Source organism: uncultured Bacteroides sp. (genome assembly GCF_947632445.1).
Lineage (GTDB): Bacteria > Bacteroidota > Bacteroidia > Bacteroidales > Bacteroidaceae > Bacteroides.
The window spans coordinates 1-14,387 of the sequence record NZ_CANRPM010000031.1 but is presented as its reverse complement, the minus strand read 5'-3'; the positions used below and the strand labels follow the sequence as shown (position 1 = coordinate 14,387).

Here is a 14,387-nt window from a genome sequence, read left to right as displayed (position 1 = left end):
TCCTTAGTTTATCATTTCCACAAGTTTGCGTTTCATCTCATCGTCAATCGTGCGGTAGCGGTTGAATGCCCGACTGCCCTCCACGTGTCCCGACATGGATGCTATCAGGTTGGGGTCGGGAACCTGTTTGTATAGATTTCCTACAAAAGTCTTCCTTGCCGTATGGCTGGTGGCAACTTCATACAATGGTTTCTGCACGGTATTGTAGCCGTGCGTGTCAAGGATAGTCACCATCCTGTCTATGCCGCAATGCTTTAACAGTTCCCGTATGCCGAGATTGTACTGGTGTATGGGTTTGAACGGTAACAATTTGCCCGAACTTGATTCATAACGTTCCAGTATTTTCAATGCCTTGGGATGAAGCGGTACCCTGACGACTTTAGCCTGACACTTCTTTGTCTTCTGCGGCATATACTCCAGAAATCCATCTTTGATGTTGTCTCTCGTCAATCTGTACAAATCACCCACACGGCAGCCGATATAGCAATGGAACACGAATATGTCCCTGATAACTGCCAGTTTAGGACAGTCATTCAAATCCGCATCATACAGGACATTCCTTTCTTCGGATGTCAAATAGAACGGATCACCGTATGTCGGTTCCTTGCATCCGTAAAGCTCATACACCTCGTTGTCGGAATATTTCATTTTCTTGCACCAATGCAGGAATGTACAAAAGAGGTTCATCGTGTTGATGATGGTCGTATTCGACAATGGCCTTGGCGCGTGGTTGATTAACATACGCCCGGCATAGAAATCAGGATGCTGCTGGCGCAACAGGTATTCGTTGGACACATAGTCCCGGAAACCGTTCATCTGCTCCAATGTGACGGTTTCAACAAAGAGGGTGAAATCGGTATTACCTAATATCTCACGTTGATATTCATGGTAACGTATCATCTTGCGCTCGAAGCGGATGATATGCTCCTTGGTTCTGTCCGCTCCGTCATATTTTTCTAGATACTCCTGGATACGGAAAATCAGATTAGGATGGTTGCGCTCGAAAGCCCGTGCAGGGTACAGCACATCCTCTATGGTCTGTTTAAGCCATACGCTGTTTGCCCTGTCCGAAAAAGTCTTCTCTACTTTCTCGATGATGGCGGCAATCTGTTCGGGCAGCTGTTTCTGTTCAGCAGCAGGTACGACTGTCGTGCGCTTGTAACCGAGGGTGTCGGAATCCCAGTACTTGTCATGGACTGTAAGAGGCGAAACAACCTTTATATCCACGTTCCTCTCACGGACACGGAAACAGATGTTCGAGGTCGAGGAACTGCTCTTTTTCAGATAGACGGAAACTTTCATCGGCAATGCGTTTTTGATTCACATCGCAAAGGTAAATAAATTCCCGTATATGTTCCCATATATCCCGAAAAAACTTGCAGCGGATTAAGACAAATTAAAGAGCGTGTCCCGAAAGTGATACCGCATAAAACACTGTATATTAGTGATTATATTTTCTCTTGTTATGCTTTTCTTTTCATTTTCGACTTCCCAAATCCGTTATCAAAACATATATTGCAGTTCCACACTTCGTTGTTATTACATTAGTCTTTGGGAACTGAAAGACATAATAAAAAATTATTTTTATGAAAAAGTTTAAATTATTATTTCTTTTGGGATTGCTATCTGTTATGGCACTTAGTATTAGTGCGTGTTCAGATGATGATGAAGGAGTAGGCTCTGCGTCCGATTTGGTCGGTGTGTGGGAACTGGTTTCTTACGAATATTGGGAAAAAGAAGATGGAGAAATAACATACGAAAGAGTCGAAAATGATAGAGATGAAAGAATAGAGTTTAAGGCAGACGGCACATGGAGAGAGGCTTGGATGTACAATGGCAAATGGGATTGGTTTGATGAAGAGGAAGGAGATACATGGAACTATAAAAATGGAACAATTATAAGGAGTTTTATAGAAGACGGTAGAATTTGTAGCGATGAGTTCCATGTAAAAGAACTGACCGCTACCAACTTGGTGGTAGAATGGTATGAGAAAGAAACATATGATGGTGTAGTGTACGAAGAATGGGAACGCTATGAATATCGCAAAGTTTCTGATTAGTTGTAATCAGAAACTGCCTACGAAATAACTCTATAGGAATATATCGAAAATGAAAATCGGGGCGATTAGGTAGCCGTCCCGATTTTTCCCTTTATGATTATCCGCATGATGTTCGTTTATACTCTGTAAAAGGCGGTAGGAAAGCCCTTGATAACGGAATGGTGACGGAAGCCCCACGCTTTTCGTAGTTATTGCATTAGTTTTGGGAATTGAAAGTATATATTTTATGTCTACTCTTTAAATCCGTTACTCATTCGCATGGCGTAAAACAAATTAATGGACATTATGTGGATAATCATTTTATTATATCCAACTGCTTGAAGCATTTAGTTAGTTTTTTGACGGCATAGTCAATCTGCTCCTTGGTGTGTGTGGCCATGAGGGCTACACGTACCAATGTGTCTTGCGGAGCGCAGGCGGGCGGAATGACGGGGTTGATGAAGATACCTTCATCGAAAGCCAGCTTGGTGACTGTAAAGGTCTTCTCCGTATCGCGAACATAGAGTGGTATGATGGGCGATTCGGTGTCCCCAATCTCGAATCCTGCATTACGAAAAGCTTCCAGTGTGTAGTTCGTTATGTCCCACAGACGTTTAATGCGTTCGGGCTCGTTCTGGATGATGTGGAGCGCTTCGCGGGCAGCCGCTGTTGCAGCGGGCGTGTTACTGGCCTGGAAGATGTAGGAGCGGGCATTGTGGCGGAGCCAGTTGATGACTTCCTTGTCACCGGCTACGAAACCACCGATAGAAGCCAGTGATTTGCTGAAGGTACCCATAATCAGATCCACGTCGTCGGTTACGCCGAAATGGTCGCAGACACCTCGTCCCTGACGGCCGAATACACCCAGGCCGTGAGCCTCGTCGACGTAAATGCTTGCATTGTATTTTTTCTTCAGGCGGACAATCTCAGGCAGGTTGGCCAAGTCGCCTTCCATAGAGAATACACCGTCTACGACAATCAGTTTGACCGCATCGGGCTCGCATTTCTGGAGCTCTTTTTCAAGGTCTTCCATGTCGTTGTGTTTATACTTCAGCTGAGTAGCGAATGAAAGGCGGCGTCCGTCGACAATAGAAGCATGGTCGCGGTCGTCACAAATGATGTAGTCGCTTCGGCCTACCAACTGAGGGATGACCCCTTCGTTTGCAGTAAATCCGGTAGAGAAGCAAAGGGCTTCGTCTTTTCCTACAAACTCGGCCAACTCTTTTTCTAACTGGACGTGGATGTCGAGTGTCCCGTTCAGCAGACGTGAGCCGGCACATCCCGTGCCATATTTATCAGTGGCGGCTTTGGCCGCATCTATGATTCGCTTGTCATACGTCAGTCCCATGTAGGCATTGGAGCCGAACATCAGGACTTTCTTGCCTTCCATCAGTACCTCTGTATCCTGGTGGCTGTCGATTTCACGGAAATAAGGATATACGCCTTTGGCCATGAATTGTTGGGGCCGGTCGTATTTCGCAAATTTTTCTTGTAGTAAGTCCATTGAATATCTTAGTAATTAGTATGTTTTTTTGCTCAAGTTTCAAATACGGGGGCAAAGATAACAATTTTAGTTCTTTTATCGCATCGTTTATATTAAAAAACTACCTATAATTGTTTTAGGGAGAAGTTTTTTGCCATTCTTCTAAGGATTTGTATTACTTTTGCAGGGCATGAAAATCCCACTTATTTTGGAATGGACAGTAACGATAAGAAAAAAATAGTTTTTATTATAAATCCGTTATCGGGCACTCAGAGCAAAGAGCAAATCTTGGCCTCGGTGAATGAAAGATTGAATAAAGAACGGTATGATAAAGAGGTGATTTACACTGAATATGCCGGACATGCTGTAGAGATTGCCGCTCGGAAGGCTGCAGAAGGAGTTTTTGCAGTAGTGGCAATCGGCGGGGACGGCACTATCAATGAAATTGCCCGTTCACTGGTTCATACGGAAACGGCGCTGGGTATCATTCCCTGCGGATCGGGCAACGGACTGGCACGTCATTTACAGATCCCTCTGGTTCCGAAGAAGGCGGTGGACATCATCAACGACGGGGTGACGGACGTCATTGATTATGGTAAAGTAAATAATGTTCCTTTTTTCTGTACGTGTGGGGTGGGATTTGATGCTTTTGTTAGTCTGAAATTTTCGCAGGCCGGCAGAAGGGGACCGCTGACGTACTTGGAGCAGACACTGCGCGAAAGCTTGAAATACCGTCCAGAAGTTTACGAGCTGGAAATGGACGGAAACCCGTCGGCACGTTACCAGGCTTTTCTGATAGCCTGCGGCAATGCGTCACAGTATGGAAACAATGCTTATATTGCCCCGAAAGCGACCTTAAACGATGGGTTACTCGACGTGACAATTTTGGAGCCGTTTACGATACTCGACGTACCGGCATTGTCTTTTCAACTGTTCAACAAGACCATCAACCGGAACAGCCACCTTAAGACTTTCCGGTGCAAGTTTCTGCGCATTCATCGCGCTAATCCGGGGGTGGTGCATTTCGACGGTGACCCCATGATGGCGGGAGAGGATGTGGAAGTGGCTATTGTGCAGAAAGAATTGAAGGTCATCGTGCCTCGCAATGCCGGTAAAGGTTCGGTCAATGTACTGCAACGTGCGCAAGACTACATCAACGGGTTGAAACAACTCAACGAGACAATCGTAGAGGATATTTCGCACAAAAACCGTATGATTTTGGATAAAGGTAAAGAGCAGATTAAAAAGCTGACTAAAAAATAGAGAGAGTATTCCAAATATTCCGTACTTTTGCATTCATAAAATCAAAACTCTATAATAAAATGTATAGAACACATACTTGCGGAGAGCTTCGTATCTCCGATGTCAATAAGCAGGTGACGTTGGCCGGATGGGTGCAGCGCAGTCGTAAGATGGGAGGTATGACCTTCATCGACTTGCGCGACCGTTACGGCATCACCCAATTAGTATTCAATGAAGAAGTGAATGCTGCCCTGTGCGAACAGGCCAATCACTTGGGACGTGAGTACGTTATTCAGGTGACTGGTACAGTAAATGAGCGTTTCAGCAAGAACAGCAACCTTCCTACGGGTGACATTGAGATTATCGTGTCGGAACTGAACATACTGAATGCAGCGCTGACTCCTCCCTTTACAATCGAGGACAATACGGACGGGGGCGATGATATTCGCATGAAATACCGTTATTTGGACTTGCGTCGCACGGCTGTCCGCAAGAATTTGGAACTGCGCCACAAAATGACTATCGAAGTGCGCAAATATCTGGATAGCAAAGGTTTCATCGAGGTGGAAACTCCACTGCTCATCGGCTCTACTCCTGAAGGCGCACGCGATTTTGTTGTTCCTTCGCGCATGAATCCGGGACAGTTCTATGCGTTGCCTCAGAGTCCGCAGACACTGAAACAGCTGCTGATGGTATCGGGTTTCGACCGCTATTTCCAGATTGCCAAATGTTTCCGTGACGAGGACTTGCGTGCCGACCGTCAGCCAGAGTTTACGCAGATTGACTGCGAAATGTCGTTCGTACAACAGGACGATGTGCTTGAACTCTTTGAGGGAATGGCCAAGTATCTGTTTAAGGAACTGCGTGGAGTGGAGCTGACAGAACCTTTCCTGCGCATGTCATGGGCAGATGCCATGAGGTATTATGGTAGTGACAAGCCCGATTTGCGTTTCGGCATGAAGTTTGTCGAACTGATGGACATCCTGAAGGGGTATGGCTTCTCGGTATTCGACAATGCGGCTTACATCGGTGGTATTTGTGCCGAAGGAGCGGCTCATTATACACGTAAGCAGCTCGATGCGCTGACAGAGTTTGTGAAACGTCCGCAAATCGGAGCCAAGGGCATGGTTTACGCCCGTGTAGAAGCTGACGGTAATGTGAAGTCGAGTGTAGACAAATTCTATACGCAGGAGATACTGCAACAGATGAAAGAAGCTTTTGGCGCCAAACCGGGTGACCTGATTCTTATCCTTAGCGGTGGCGATGCGATGAAAACCCGCAAGCAGCTCTGCGAACTCCGTTTGGAAATGGGTAACCAGCTGGGACTGCGTGACAAAAACAAATTTGCTCTCTTGTGGGTTGTAGATTTCCCCATGTTCGAGTGGAGCGAGGAAGAATCTCGTCTGATGGCCATGCATCATCCGTTCACTCATCCGAAGGACGAGGATATTCCCCTGCTGGATATTGATCCGGCTGCTGTGCGTGCCGATGCTTATGACATGGTATGCAACGGTATCGAAGTGGGAGGCGGTTCAATCCGTATTCACGATGCAAAGCTGCAGGCTAAGATGTTCGAGATCTTGGGCTTTACACCGGAAAAGGCTGAGGAGCAGTTTGGCTTTCTGATGAATGCTTTCAAGTATGGTGCGCCCCCTCATGGAGGTCTGGCCTATGGTCTCGACCGTTGGGTAAGCATCTTTGCCGGACTGGATAGCATCCGCGACTGTATTGCCTTTCCAAAGAACAATAGCGGACGCGACGTGATGCTTGACGCACCAGGCTTTCTCAATCAGGAACAGTTGGACGAACTGAATCTGGTTGTAGATGTAAAAGAATAATTTTCTAACCGTTTGGAACAGATAGTAAAAGAGATACACGCATTATTCGTTTTGCTGTAATCGGTACGCTGAATGTGTTTATTACAGAGGCGACTATCGGAATCCAAAATGGCGTTTTAAGCGTTCACTATCTGTCATCCAACGTGACGGTTTCCGTACTTGCGCAGACGCATAACATCATATATCACAAGTACGGGAATTTCCTACAGACAAAAAGAGCAGCACTTGACGTTAGATGCTACTCTTTCTTATTCTGAATGGTTTCTTATAAAACATTCTTGGACAATGCACCTTGTATCATTTGAGAAGCCTCTTCATGGGTATGAAAAGGGAAGGGTAGGAACACTTCTGACACCATCCATATACGGTTGTTAATTCTTCTTTTTCCTCCGATTTTCGAGGTCAGATAGTTTCTTTTTCTCTTTTCTTAAAAAAAAGCTTGTTTATGCACATAGAAAAATACGTAGAAAGGTTTGTAGTTCATAAATTATGCTTAAATTTGCCACGATTTGTAATGCTCACTTTGCAAAATGACGGATATTATAAAACATCAAGGTATTGTGGAAAACATAGACGGTACCCATATACAAGTGCGGATTGTCCAAACTTCTGCGTGTGCTGCATGCAGCATCAAGGGACATTGCTCCTCGGCCGACGCTAAGGAAAAACTGATTGATGTGACTGACGAGGCTGCAACGGAAATATATCGTTCTGGATGCCATGTATGGGTGATAGGCCAATTGTCTATGGGCGTAAGGGCTGTTCTGCTGGCTTTCGTGGTACCTTTTCTGGTACTGATCATTTCTCTTTTTGTTTTTATGACTATTTGGAATGACGAACTCGGTGCGGCGTTGGGTGCATTGTTTTTGCTTGTACCCTATTATTTTATATTGTGGTTGAATAAGTCGCATTTGGAAAAGAAATTTTCGTTTTCCATCCAACCGATGAACTAATTAATAATTCAAAACAATTAATAAACAACTAACTTTATGAATGTAATTCTGATTGCAGTGATTTTGTTAGGAGTGATAGCGCTGGTACTGGCTGCTATCCTGTATGTCGCTTCCAAGAAATTCGCTGTGTATGAAGACCCGCGAATTGCTCAGGTAGCTGCTGTGCTACCTCAGGCAAACTGCGGTGGATGTGGTTACCCTGGTTGTAGCGGCTTTGCCGACGCTTGTGTGAAGGCCGGTTCGCTGGAAAGTAAGCTTTGTCCGGTTGGCGGACAGCCGGTCATGGCAAAGGTTGCCGATATTCTCGGTTTGGCCGCTGCCACTTCCGAACCGATGGTGGCAGTAGTAAGATGTAATGGAACTTGCCAGAACCGTCCGCACATCAATCAATATGACAGTGCGAAGAGTTGCGCTATCGCGGCTTCGTTGTATGGCGGTGAGACCGGTTGTAGCTATGGCTGTCTGGGATGTGGCGACTGTGTATCGGCCTGCCAGTTCGGTGCCATCCGCATGAATCCTGAAACGGGTCTGCCCGAAGTAGACGAGGCCAAGTGTACGGCTTGTGGTGCATGCGCCAATGCTTGTCCGCGTAACATCATTGAGATTCGTCCGCGGGGCAAGAAGTCACGTCGTATGTATGTACAGTGTGTTAACAAGGACAAGGGTGCTGTGGCTCGCAAAGCCTGTACGGTTGCCTGCATTGGTTGTGGCAAATGTGTGAAGGTATGTGCTTTCGAAGCTATCACGTTGGAGAACAATTTGGCCTATATTGATCCGAACAAGTGTAAGTCTTGCCGCAAGTGTGAAGAGGCATGTCCGCAGAACGCCATCATAGCTCTGAACTTTCCTCCTCGCAAGCCGAAGACAGAAGAAGATGCCGCTCCAGCTGCTGCTCCGAAGGCGAAGACCCTCAAAGCCGAGGATCTTAAGCAAGTTCCTGAAGCTCCAAAAGCTGAAGCATAATCAAATAGAAACATTAACGACTAAAATACAGAATTTGTATGTTGAAAACATTTTCAATCGGTGGTGTTCATCCACAGGAAAATAAACTTTCAGCACATCAGCCCATCGTTAAGGCAGAAGTACCTGCTAAGGCCGTCATTTTGCTGGGGCAGCATATCGGTGCTCCTGCAAAGCCGATTGTAGCCAAGGGCGATGTTGTGAAAGTGGGTACGAAGATAGCCGAACCCGGTGGCTTTGTATCAGCAGCCATTCATTCGTCTGTCAGCGGTAAAGTTGCTAAGATTGATACGATTGTCGATGCCAGCGGTTACGCTAAACCTGCTATCTTCATTGACGTGGAGGGCGACGAGTGGGAGGAAAGCATTGATCGCACCGACACGTTGGTGAAGGAATGCAATCTGACTCCTGAAGAAATTGTCAAGAAGATAGCCGATGCCGGTATTGTAGGTATGGGGGGTGCCTGCTTCCCCACGCAGGTGAAACTTTGTCCGCCTCCTGCATTCAAGGCCGAATGTGTCATCATCAATGCTGTGGAATGTGAACCTTATCTGACGGCCGACCACCAACTGATGTTGGAGCATGCTGAAGAAATCATGGTAGGTGTGACGATTTTGATGAAGGCAGTTAAGGTAAACAAGGCATTTATCGGTATCGAAAACAACAAGCCTGATGCCATCCAGCTAATGACAAAGCTCGCTTCTTCTTATTCCGGTATTGAGGTTGTTCCTTTGAAAGTGAAATATCCGCAGGGTGGTGAAAAGCAGTTGATAGACGCTATTATCAAACGTCAGGTGGCTGTTGGTGCGTTGCCTATTTCTACGGGTGCAGTAGTGCAGAACGTGGGTACAGCTTTTGCCGTATATGAAGCTGTGCAGAAGAACAAACCCTTGTTCGAACGCGTTATCTCTGTAACAGGTAAGTCACTGGCCAAACCTTCCAACTTCCTGGCTCGTATCGGTACGTCGATGCAGCAACTGATTGATGCTTGTGGCGGTCTGCCCGAAGATACAGGCAAGATTATCGGGGGTGGCCCGATGATGGGGAAAGCACTGGTCAATACGGATGTTCCTACCGCTAAAGGTAGCTCTGGCATTCTGATTATGAACAATAAGGAAGCCAAGCGCGGAGCTGCACAGCCCTGTATCCGTTGTGCCAAATGTGTCGGTGCCTGTCCGATGGGACTGGAACCCTATCTGCTTGCTACGGTTTCGGCTCACGGCGACTTTGAACGTGTGGAAAAAGAGGACATCATGTCGTGCATCGAGTGTGGTTCATGTCAGTTCACCTGTCCGTCCAATCGTCCGATGCTCGATTACATCCGTTTGGGTAAGGCTAAGGTCGGTGCCATGATACGTGCCCGTCAGGCCAAGAAGTAAGAATAGTAAAGAATAGAATTCAAGAACATATATGAATAAATTAATTGTATCCCTTTCGCCCCACGTTCATGGAGGTGACAGCGTAAAGAAGAATATGTACGGCGTGCTTATCGCACTGTTGCCGGCTTTCTTCGTGTCCCTCTACTTTTTTGGAGTGGGTGCTTTGATTGTGACTCTGACTTCCGTATTGGCTTGTGTGTTTTTTGAGTGGGCCATCGGCAAGTTCATCATGAAGAAAGAAACTACGACCGTTTGTGACGGTTCGGCTATTATCACAGGGGTGTTGTTGGCTTTCAACCTGCCTTCCAATCTGCCTGTCTGGATTATTGTCATCGGTGCTTTGTTTGCCATCGGTGTAGGCAAAATGTCGTTCGGTGGTTTGGGTTGCAATCCCTTTAACCCCGCTTTAATGGGGCGTGTATTCCTGTTGCTGTCCTTCCCTGTGCAGATGACAAGCTGGCCTGCTGTCGGACAACTGACTGCTTATACAGATGCTGTAACTACTGCTACTCCACTGGCTATCATGAAAGGTGTGGCAAATGGTGCTCCCGGCTTCTCCATGGATCAGCTTCCCAGTGCACTGGATTTGTTTTTCGGTAACAATCCCGGCTGTATAGGTGAAGTAAATGCTGTGGCTTTATTGCTGGGTTTGGTATATATGCTGTGGAAAAAGGTCATTACGTGGCATATTCCCATATCTATTTTGATAACGGTATTTGTGTTCGCATCCATCATGCATTGGGTTGACCCCGACAAGTATGCTTGCGGTTTGGTTCACCTGCTTTCTGGTGGTTTGATGCTGGGTGCAGTGTTCATGGCTACTGATTATGTGACGTCTCCGATGAACCACAAGGGTATGCTGATCTATGGTGTTTGCATCGGCTTGCTGACTGTGATTATCCGTTTGTTCGGTGCATATCCCGAAGGCATGTCGTTCGCTATTCTTATTATGAACGCGTTCACTCCGCTTATTAATACGTATGTCAAACCTAAACGCTTCGGGGAGGTGGCTAAGAAGAAATGAAGAAGTTAGAATCATCTTTAAAGAATATGTTACTGGTACTTACAGGGGTGACTGCAATCTCTGTAGCGTTGCTGGCTTATGTGAATGAACTGACCAAGGAACCTATTGCGGCAGCTAATGCCAAGACGTTGAGCGATGCGGTAAAGGCTGTAGTTCCCGGTTTTGACAACGATCCGATTGCTGAAAAGAAGATGCAGGAAGTGAATGGTGTAGAATATGCCGTATATCCTGCAACCAAGAGTGGTGAATTTATCGGTGCTGCTGTCGAAGCGTCAACCATGGGCTTTGGAGGCGACTTGCGTGTGTTGGTTGGTTTTGATGCCCAAGGTAATATCATAGACTACTCCTTGTTGTCCCATGCCGAAACTCCCGGTTTGGGTTCCAAAGCGTCTGACTGGTTTAAGAAAGGGAACAATGGCGACATTACCGGCAAGAATCCCGGAAGTGCTCCGTTGACAGTGAGCAAGGACGGTGGTGAAATTGATGCGATTACGGCTTCTACCATCACTTCACGCGCTTTCTTGAATGCAGTGAATACGGCATATGCAGCTTACGCCGGACAGAATATTGCCGACGGAGCTACAGGAGCTACTCAAAAGAATGTTGAACAACCTGCTACCGAATCTGCTACAACAGATTCCATCAGCGCTAAATAAGAAAGGAACCTGACTTATGAATAACTTTAAAATTTTGATGAACGGCATTATCAAGGAGAACCCGACATTCGTACTTCTACTTGGTATGTGTCCTACGCTGGGTACCACTTCTTCTGCTATCAACGGTATGGGTATGGGACTGGCCACCATGTTTGTGCTCATCTGCTCCAACGTGGTAATCTCTGCCATTAAGAATCTTATTCCCGACATGGTGCGAATTCCTTCGTATATCGTGGTCATTGCTTCGTTTGTGACGTTGCTTCAGATGGTAATGCAGGCTTATGTCCCGGCACTGTATGCTACGCTGGGTTTGTTCATTCCGTTGATTGTGGTGAACTGTATTGTGTTGGGACGTGCCGAAGCTTTTGCTGCCAAGAATAATCCGATGGCATCCCTGTTTGACGGTATTGGTATCGGTCTGGGATTTACCATTGCCTTGACTCTGCTCGGTGCTGTCCGTGAGTTTTTGGGTACAGGAAAGATGTTCGGTCTTTCATTTATTCCTGAAGAATATGGTATGTTGATATTTGTTTTGGCACCGGGTGCCTTTATCGCGTTGGGCTATCTTATCGCTTTGGTGAACTGTCTGAAGAAAGCCTGAGGCTGCGGACAACCATCGACGAGTGTACTTGTTTGGTTGTCAATTATTAACCGTTAATTAATTAGAAGATGGAATATATCTTAATATTTATTTCGGCAGTCTTTGTAAACAACATCGTACTGTCACAGTTCTTAGGTATTTGTCCGTTTTTGGGCGTTTCCAAGAAAGTGAATACTGCACTGGGAATGTCGGCAGCTGTAGCCTTTGTGCTCACCATTGCTACGATTGTTACTTTCCTATTGCAGAAGTATGTACTCGATGCCCTGAACTTGGGCTATCTGCAAACCATTACTTTTATTCTTGTCATCGCCGCATTGGTACAGATGGTGGAAATCATACTGAAAAAAGTGTCGCCTTCGCTCTATCAGGCTTTGGGTGTATTTCTACCTCTGATTACGACTAACTGCTGTATTCTGGGTGTGGCTATTTTGGTTATCCAGAAAAACTATGATCTCCTGACAGGTGTAGTATATGCATTCTCTACAGCTCTCGGTTTTGGTCTGGCATTGACTTTATTTGCCGGTTTGCGTGAACAAATGGATCTTGTTAACGTGCCGAAAGGAATGCGAGGAACTCCTATTGCTTTGATTACGGCCGGTCTTTTGGCTATGGCTTTCATGGGCTTTTCAGGAGTAGTAAAGATCTGATGCGTTAACACGCGTTAAAATAATAACGTGCCGTCCCTGTTTGAATGAAAGAAAAAATAATTTTCATGCAGAAAAACAGATCGGCACGTTTTTTTTCTTGTTTTCTGTATATAATTAAAAAATGTTTGTTACTTTTGTACCAATAAAAGGCCTAAGAACTAAAAACATCTCTACTTATGAAAGAAAGAATATTAGTGACAGGGGGTACCGGATATATAGGCTCTCATACTGTTGTGGAACTTCAAAACGCAGGTTATGAAGTAGTTATCATTGATAATTTGTCTAATTCCAGTGCTGATGTAGTAGATAATATTGAAAAGGTATCGGGTATCCGTCCGGCATTTGAGAAACTTGATTGTTTGGATTTTGAGGGACTTGATGCCATGTTCTCCAAATATACCGGTATAAAAGCAATCATTCATTTTGCTGCCAGCAAGGCTGTAGGTGAGTCTGTTGAGAAACCATTGAAATATTATCGTAATAATTTAGTTTCTTTAATCAACTTACTCGAACTGATGCCTAAACATGGAGTGGAGGGTATTGTATTCTCTTCTTCATGTACAGTTTATGGTCAGCCTGATGTTTTGCCTGTAACGGAAGCTGCACCTATTAAAAAAGCCGAATCTCCCTATGGCAACACCAAGCAGATTAATGAAGAAATTATTCGCGATACAATAACTTCGGGTGCGCCCATTCATGCTATCATGTTGCGTTACTTCAATCCGATAGGTGCTCATCCAAGCGCATTACTTGGCGAATTGCCTAACGGTGTTCCTCAGAACTTAGTTCCCTATCTGACGCAGACAGCTATTGGTATTCGCGAAAAGTTGAGCGTATTTGGTGACGATTATGATACTCCTGACGGCTCTTGCATTCGTGACTTCATCAATGTAGTCGATTTGGCTAAGGCACATGTGGTGGCTATCAATCGTATTCTGCAATATAGGCAGAAAGAAAAAGTGGAAGTGTTCAATATTGGTACAGGTCGTGGCCTCTCCGTACTTGAACTCATTAAGGCTTTTGAAACTGCAACAGGCGTGAAGCTAAACTATCAGATTGTAGGTCGTCGTGCCGGTGATATTGTAAAAGTATGGGCTGATCCGACATTGGCCAACGAAGAACTGGGTTGGAAGGCTGAAACCTCAATTGAAGATACTGTACTTTCCGCATGGAATTGGCAGTTGAAACTTCGTGAAAGAGGCATTCAATAAAGTAAAGATAGACTGAAATACGTAACCTCATTGAACAGATGTTTTTTATGATATTTGTTCATTAAATGCAATATGTTACCGATATGTGTATGTGAATATCCATAAAAGGTGTTTTATGTGAAAACATAATAGCATAATTGCATAATAGTTTTGTCGTGTTTTATTTTGTGTTTGTGTTGTGAATAGGTCTTGTCGTGACGACAGGGCCTATTTTTATGATGTTACTGCTTGCATATAGAGGAAGGTACAGACTGTAACATTGGCGCATAGTAAAAAAGGGTCTAATGGACATTTTGAGTGATAAAACCTTTGTAATGTATTGAATTTTACATCTTTGCAAAGGTTTTCATTGAT

The 14,387-nt window shown here is 45.2% G+C and carries 13 protein-coding genes; 11 read left to right on the top strand and 2 right to left on the bottom strand.

Going from position 1 to position 14,387, the window contains the following annotated elements; all coding sequences use genetic code 11:
* Nucleotides 1-3: 3 nt before the first annotated feature.
* A complete protein-coding gene (locus tag Q0Z70_RS07775) occupies nucleotides 4-1,302 on the bottom strand; it encodes a site-specific integrase (protein ID WP_298073530.1) in 1,299 nt (432 codons plus the stop codon).
* Between the two features lie 284 nt (nucleotides 1,303-1,586).
* On the opposite strand from Q0Z70_RS07775, the gene Q0Z70_RS07770 reads away from it, so the two are divergent.
* A complete protein-coding gene (locus Q0Z70_RS07770; protein WP_298073529.1) occupies nucleotides 1,587-2,060 on the top strand; it encodes a lipocalin family protein in 474 nt (157 codons plus the stop codon).
* Nucleotides 2,061-2,355: 295 nt separating this feature from the next.
* Here Q0Z70_RS07770 and Q0Z70_RS07765 read toward each other — a convergent pair whose 3' ends face one another.
* Entirely contained in the window at nucleotides 2,356-3,543 is a 1,188-nt protein-coding gene (locus tag Q0Z70_RS07765) for an aminotransferase class I/II-fold pyridoxal phosphate-dependent enzyme (RefSeq protein ID WP_298073528.1), read from the bottom strand.
* Between the two features lie 192 nt (nucleotides 3,544-3,735).
* Here Q0Z70_RS07765 and Q0Z70_RS07760 point away from each other — a divergent pair, with 192 nt between their 5' ends.
* The 10 genes from Q0Z70_RS07760 to galE all read left to right on the top strand — a co-directional run bounded on the left by Q0Z70_RS07760 (nucleotide 3,736) and on the right by galE (nucleotide 14,033).
* Nucleotides 3,736-4,785 carry a diacylglycerol kinase family protein gene (locus Q0Z70_RS07760; RefSeq protein WP_298073527.1) on the top strand — a complete coding sequence of 350 codons (1,050 nt, stop codon included), beginning with the start codon at nucleotides 3,736-3,738 and terminating at the stop codon, nucleotides 4,783-4,785.
* Between the two features lie 59 nt (nucleotides 4,786-4,844).
* A complete protein-coding gene (gene aspS / locus Q0Z70_RS07755; protein WP_298073526.1) occupies nucleotides 4,845-6,602 on the top strand; it encodes an aspartate--tRNA ligase in 1,758 nt (585 codons plus the stop codon).
* Between the two features lie 530 nt (nucleotides 6,603-7,132).
* Nucleotides 7,133-7,555: a SoxR reducing system RseC family protein gene (locus tag Q0Z70_RS07750; RefSeq protein WP_298073525.1), complete on the top strand. Its 423-nt coding sequence runs from the start codon at nucleotides 7,133-7,135 to the stop codon at nucleotides 7,553-7,555.
* 36 nt (nucleotides 7,556-7,591) lie between these two features.
* Nucleotides 7,592-8,518 carry a Fe-S cluster domain-containing protein gene (locus Q0Z70_RS07745; protein ID WP_298073524.1) on the top strand — a complete coding sequence of 309 codons (927 nt, stop codon included), beginning with the start codon at nucleotides 7,592-7,594 and terminating at the stop codon, nucleotides 8,516-8,518.
* A 38-nt stretch (nucleotides 8,519-8,556) separates the two neighbouring features.
* Nucleotides 8,557-9,894 (top strand): electron transport complex subunit RsxC, encoded by a 1,338-nt coding sequence (gene rsxC, locus Q0Z70_RS07740; protein WP_298073523.1) that lies wholly within the window; start codon nucleotides 8,557-8,559, stop codon nucleotides 9,892-9,894.
* 31 nt (nucleotides 9,895-9,925) lie between these two features.
* Complete coding sequence (locus tag Q0Z70_RS07735; RefSeq protein ID WP_298073522.1) at nucleotides 9,926-10,918, top strand: RnfABCDGE type electron transport complex subunit D; 993 nt, start codon at nucleotides 9,926-9,928, stop codon at nucleotides 10,916-10,918.
* The gene (locus Q0Z70_RS07730) at nucleotides 10,915-11,574 is read left to right on the top strand and encodes an RnfABCDGE type electron transport complex subunit G (RefSeq protein WP_298073521.1); all 660 of its coding nucleotides are present in this window, start codon (nucleotides 10,915-10,917) and stop codon (nucleotides 11,572-11,574) included. Before Q0Z70_RS07735 ends, Q0Z70_RS07730 begins: the two co-directional genes overlap by 4 nt.
* A gap of 16 nt (nucleotides 11,575-11,590) precedes the next feature.
* Nucleotides 11,591-12,175: an electron transport complex subunit E gene (locus Q0Z70_RS07725; protein ID WP_298073520.1), complete on the top strand. Its 585-nt coding sequence runs from the start codon at nucleotides 11,591-11,593 to the stop codon at nucleotides 12,173-12,175.
* Nucleotides 12,176-12,243: 68 nt separating this feature from the next.
* Nucleotides 12,244-12,822 (top strand): electron transport complex subunit RsxA, encoded by a 579-nt coding sequence (rsxA, locus tag Q0Z70_RS07720; RefSeq protein ID WP_298073519.1) that lies wholly within the window; start codon nucleotides 12,244-12,246, stop codon nucleotides 12,820-12,822.
* Between the two features lie 176 nt (nucleotides 12,823-12,998).
* Complete coding sequence (gene galE / locus Q0Z70_RS07715) at nucleotides 12,999-14,033, top strand: UDP-glucose 4-epimerase GalE (RefSeq protein WP_298073518.1); 1,035 nt, start codon at nucleotides 12,999-13,001, stop codon at nucleotides 14,031-14,033.
* Nucleotides 14,034-14,387: the final 354 nt, after the last annotated feature.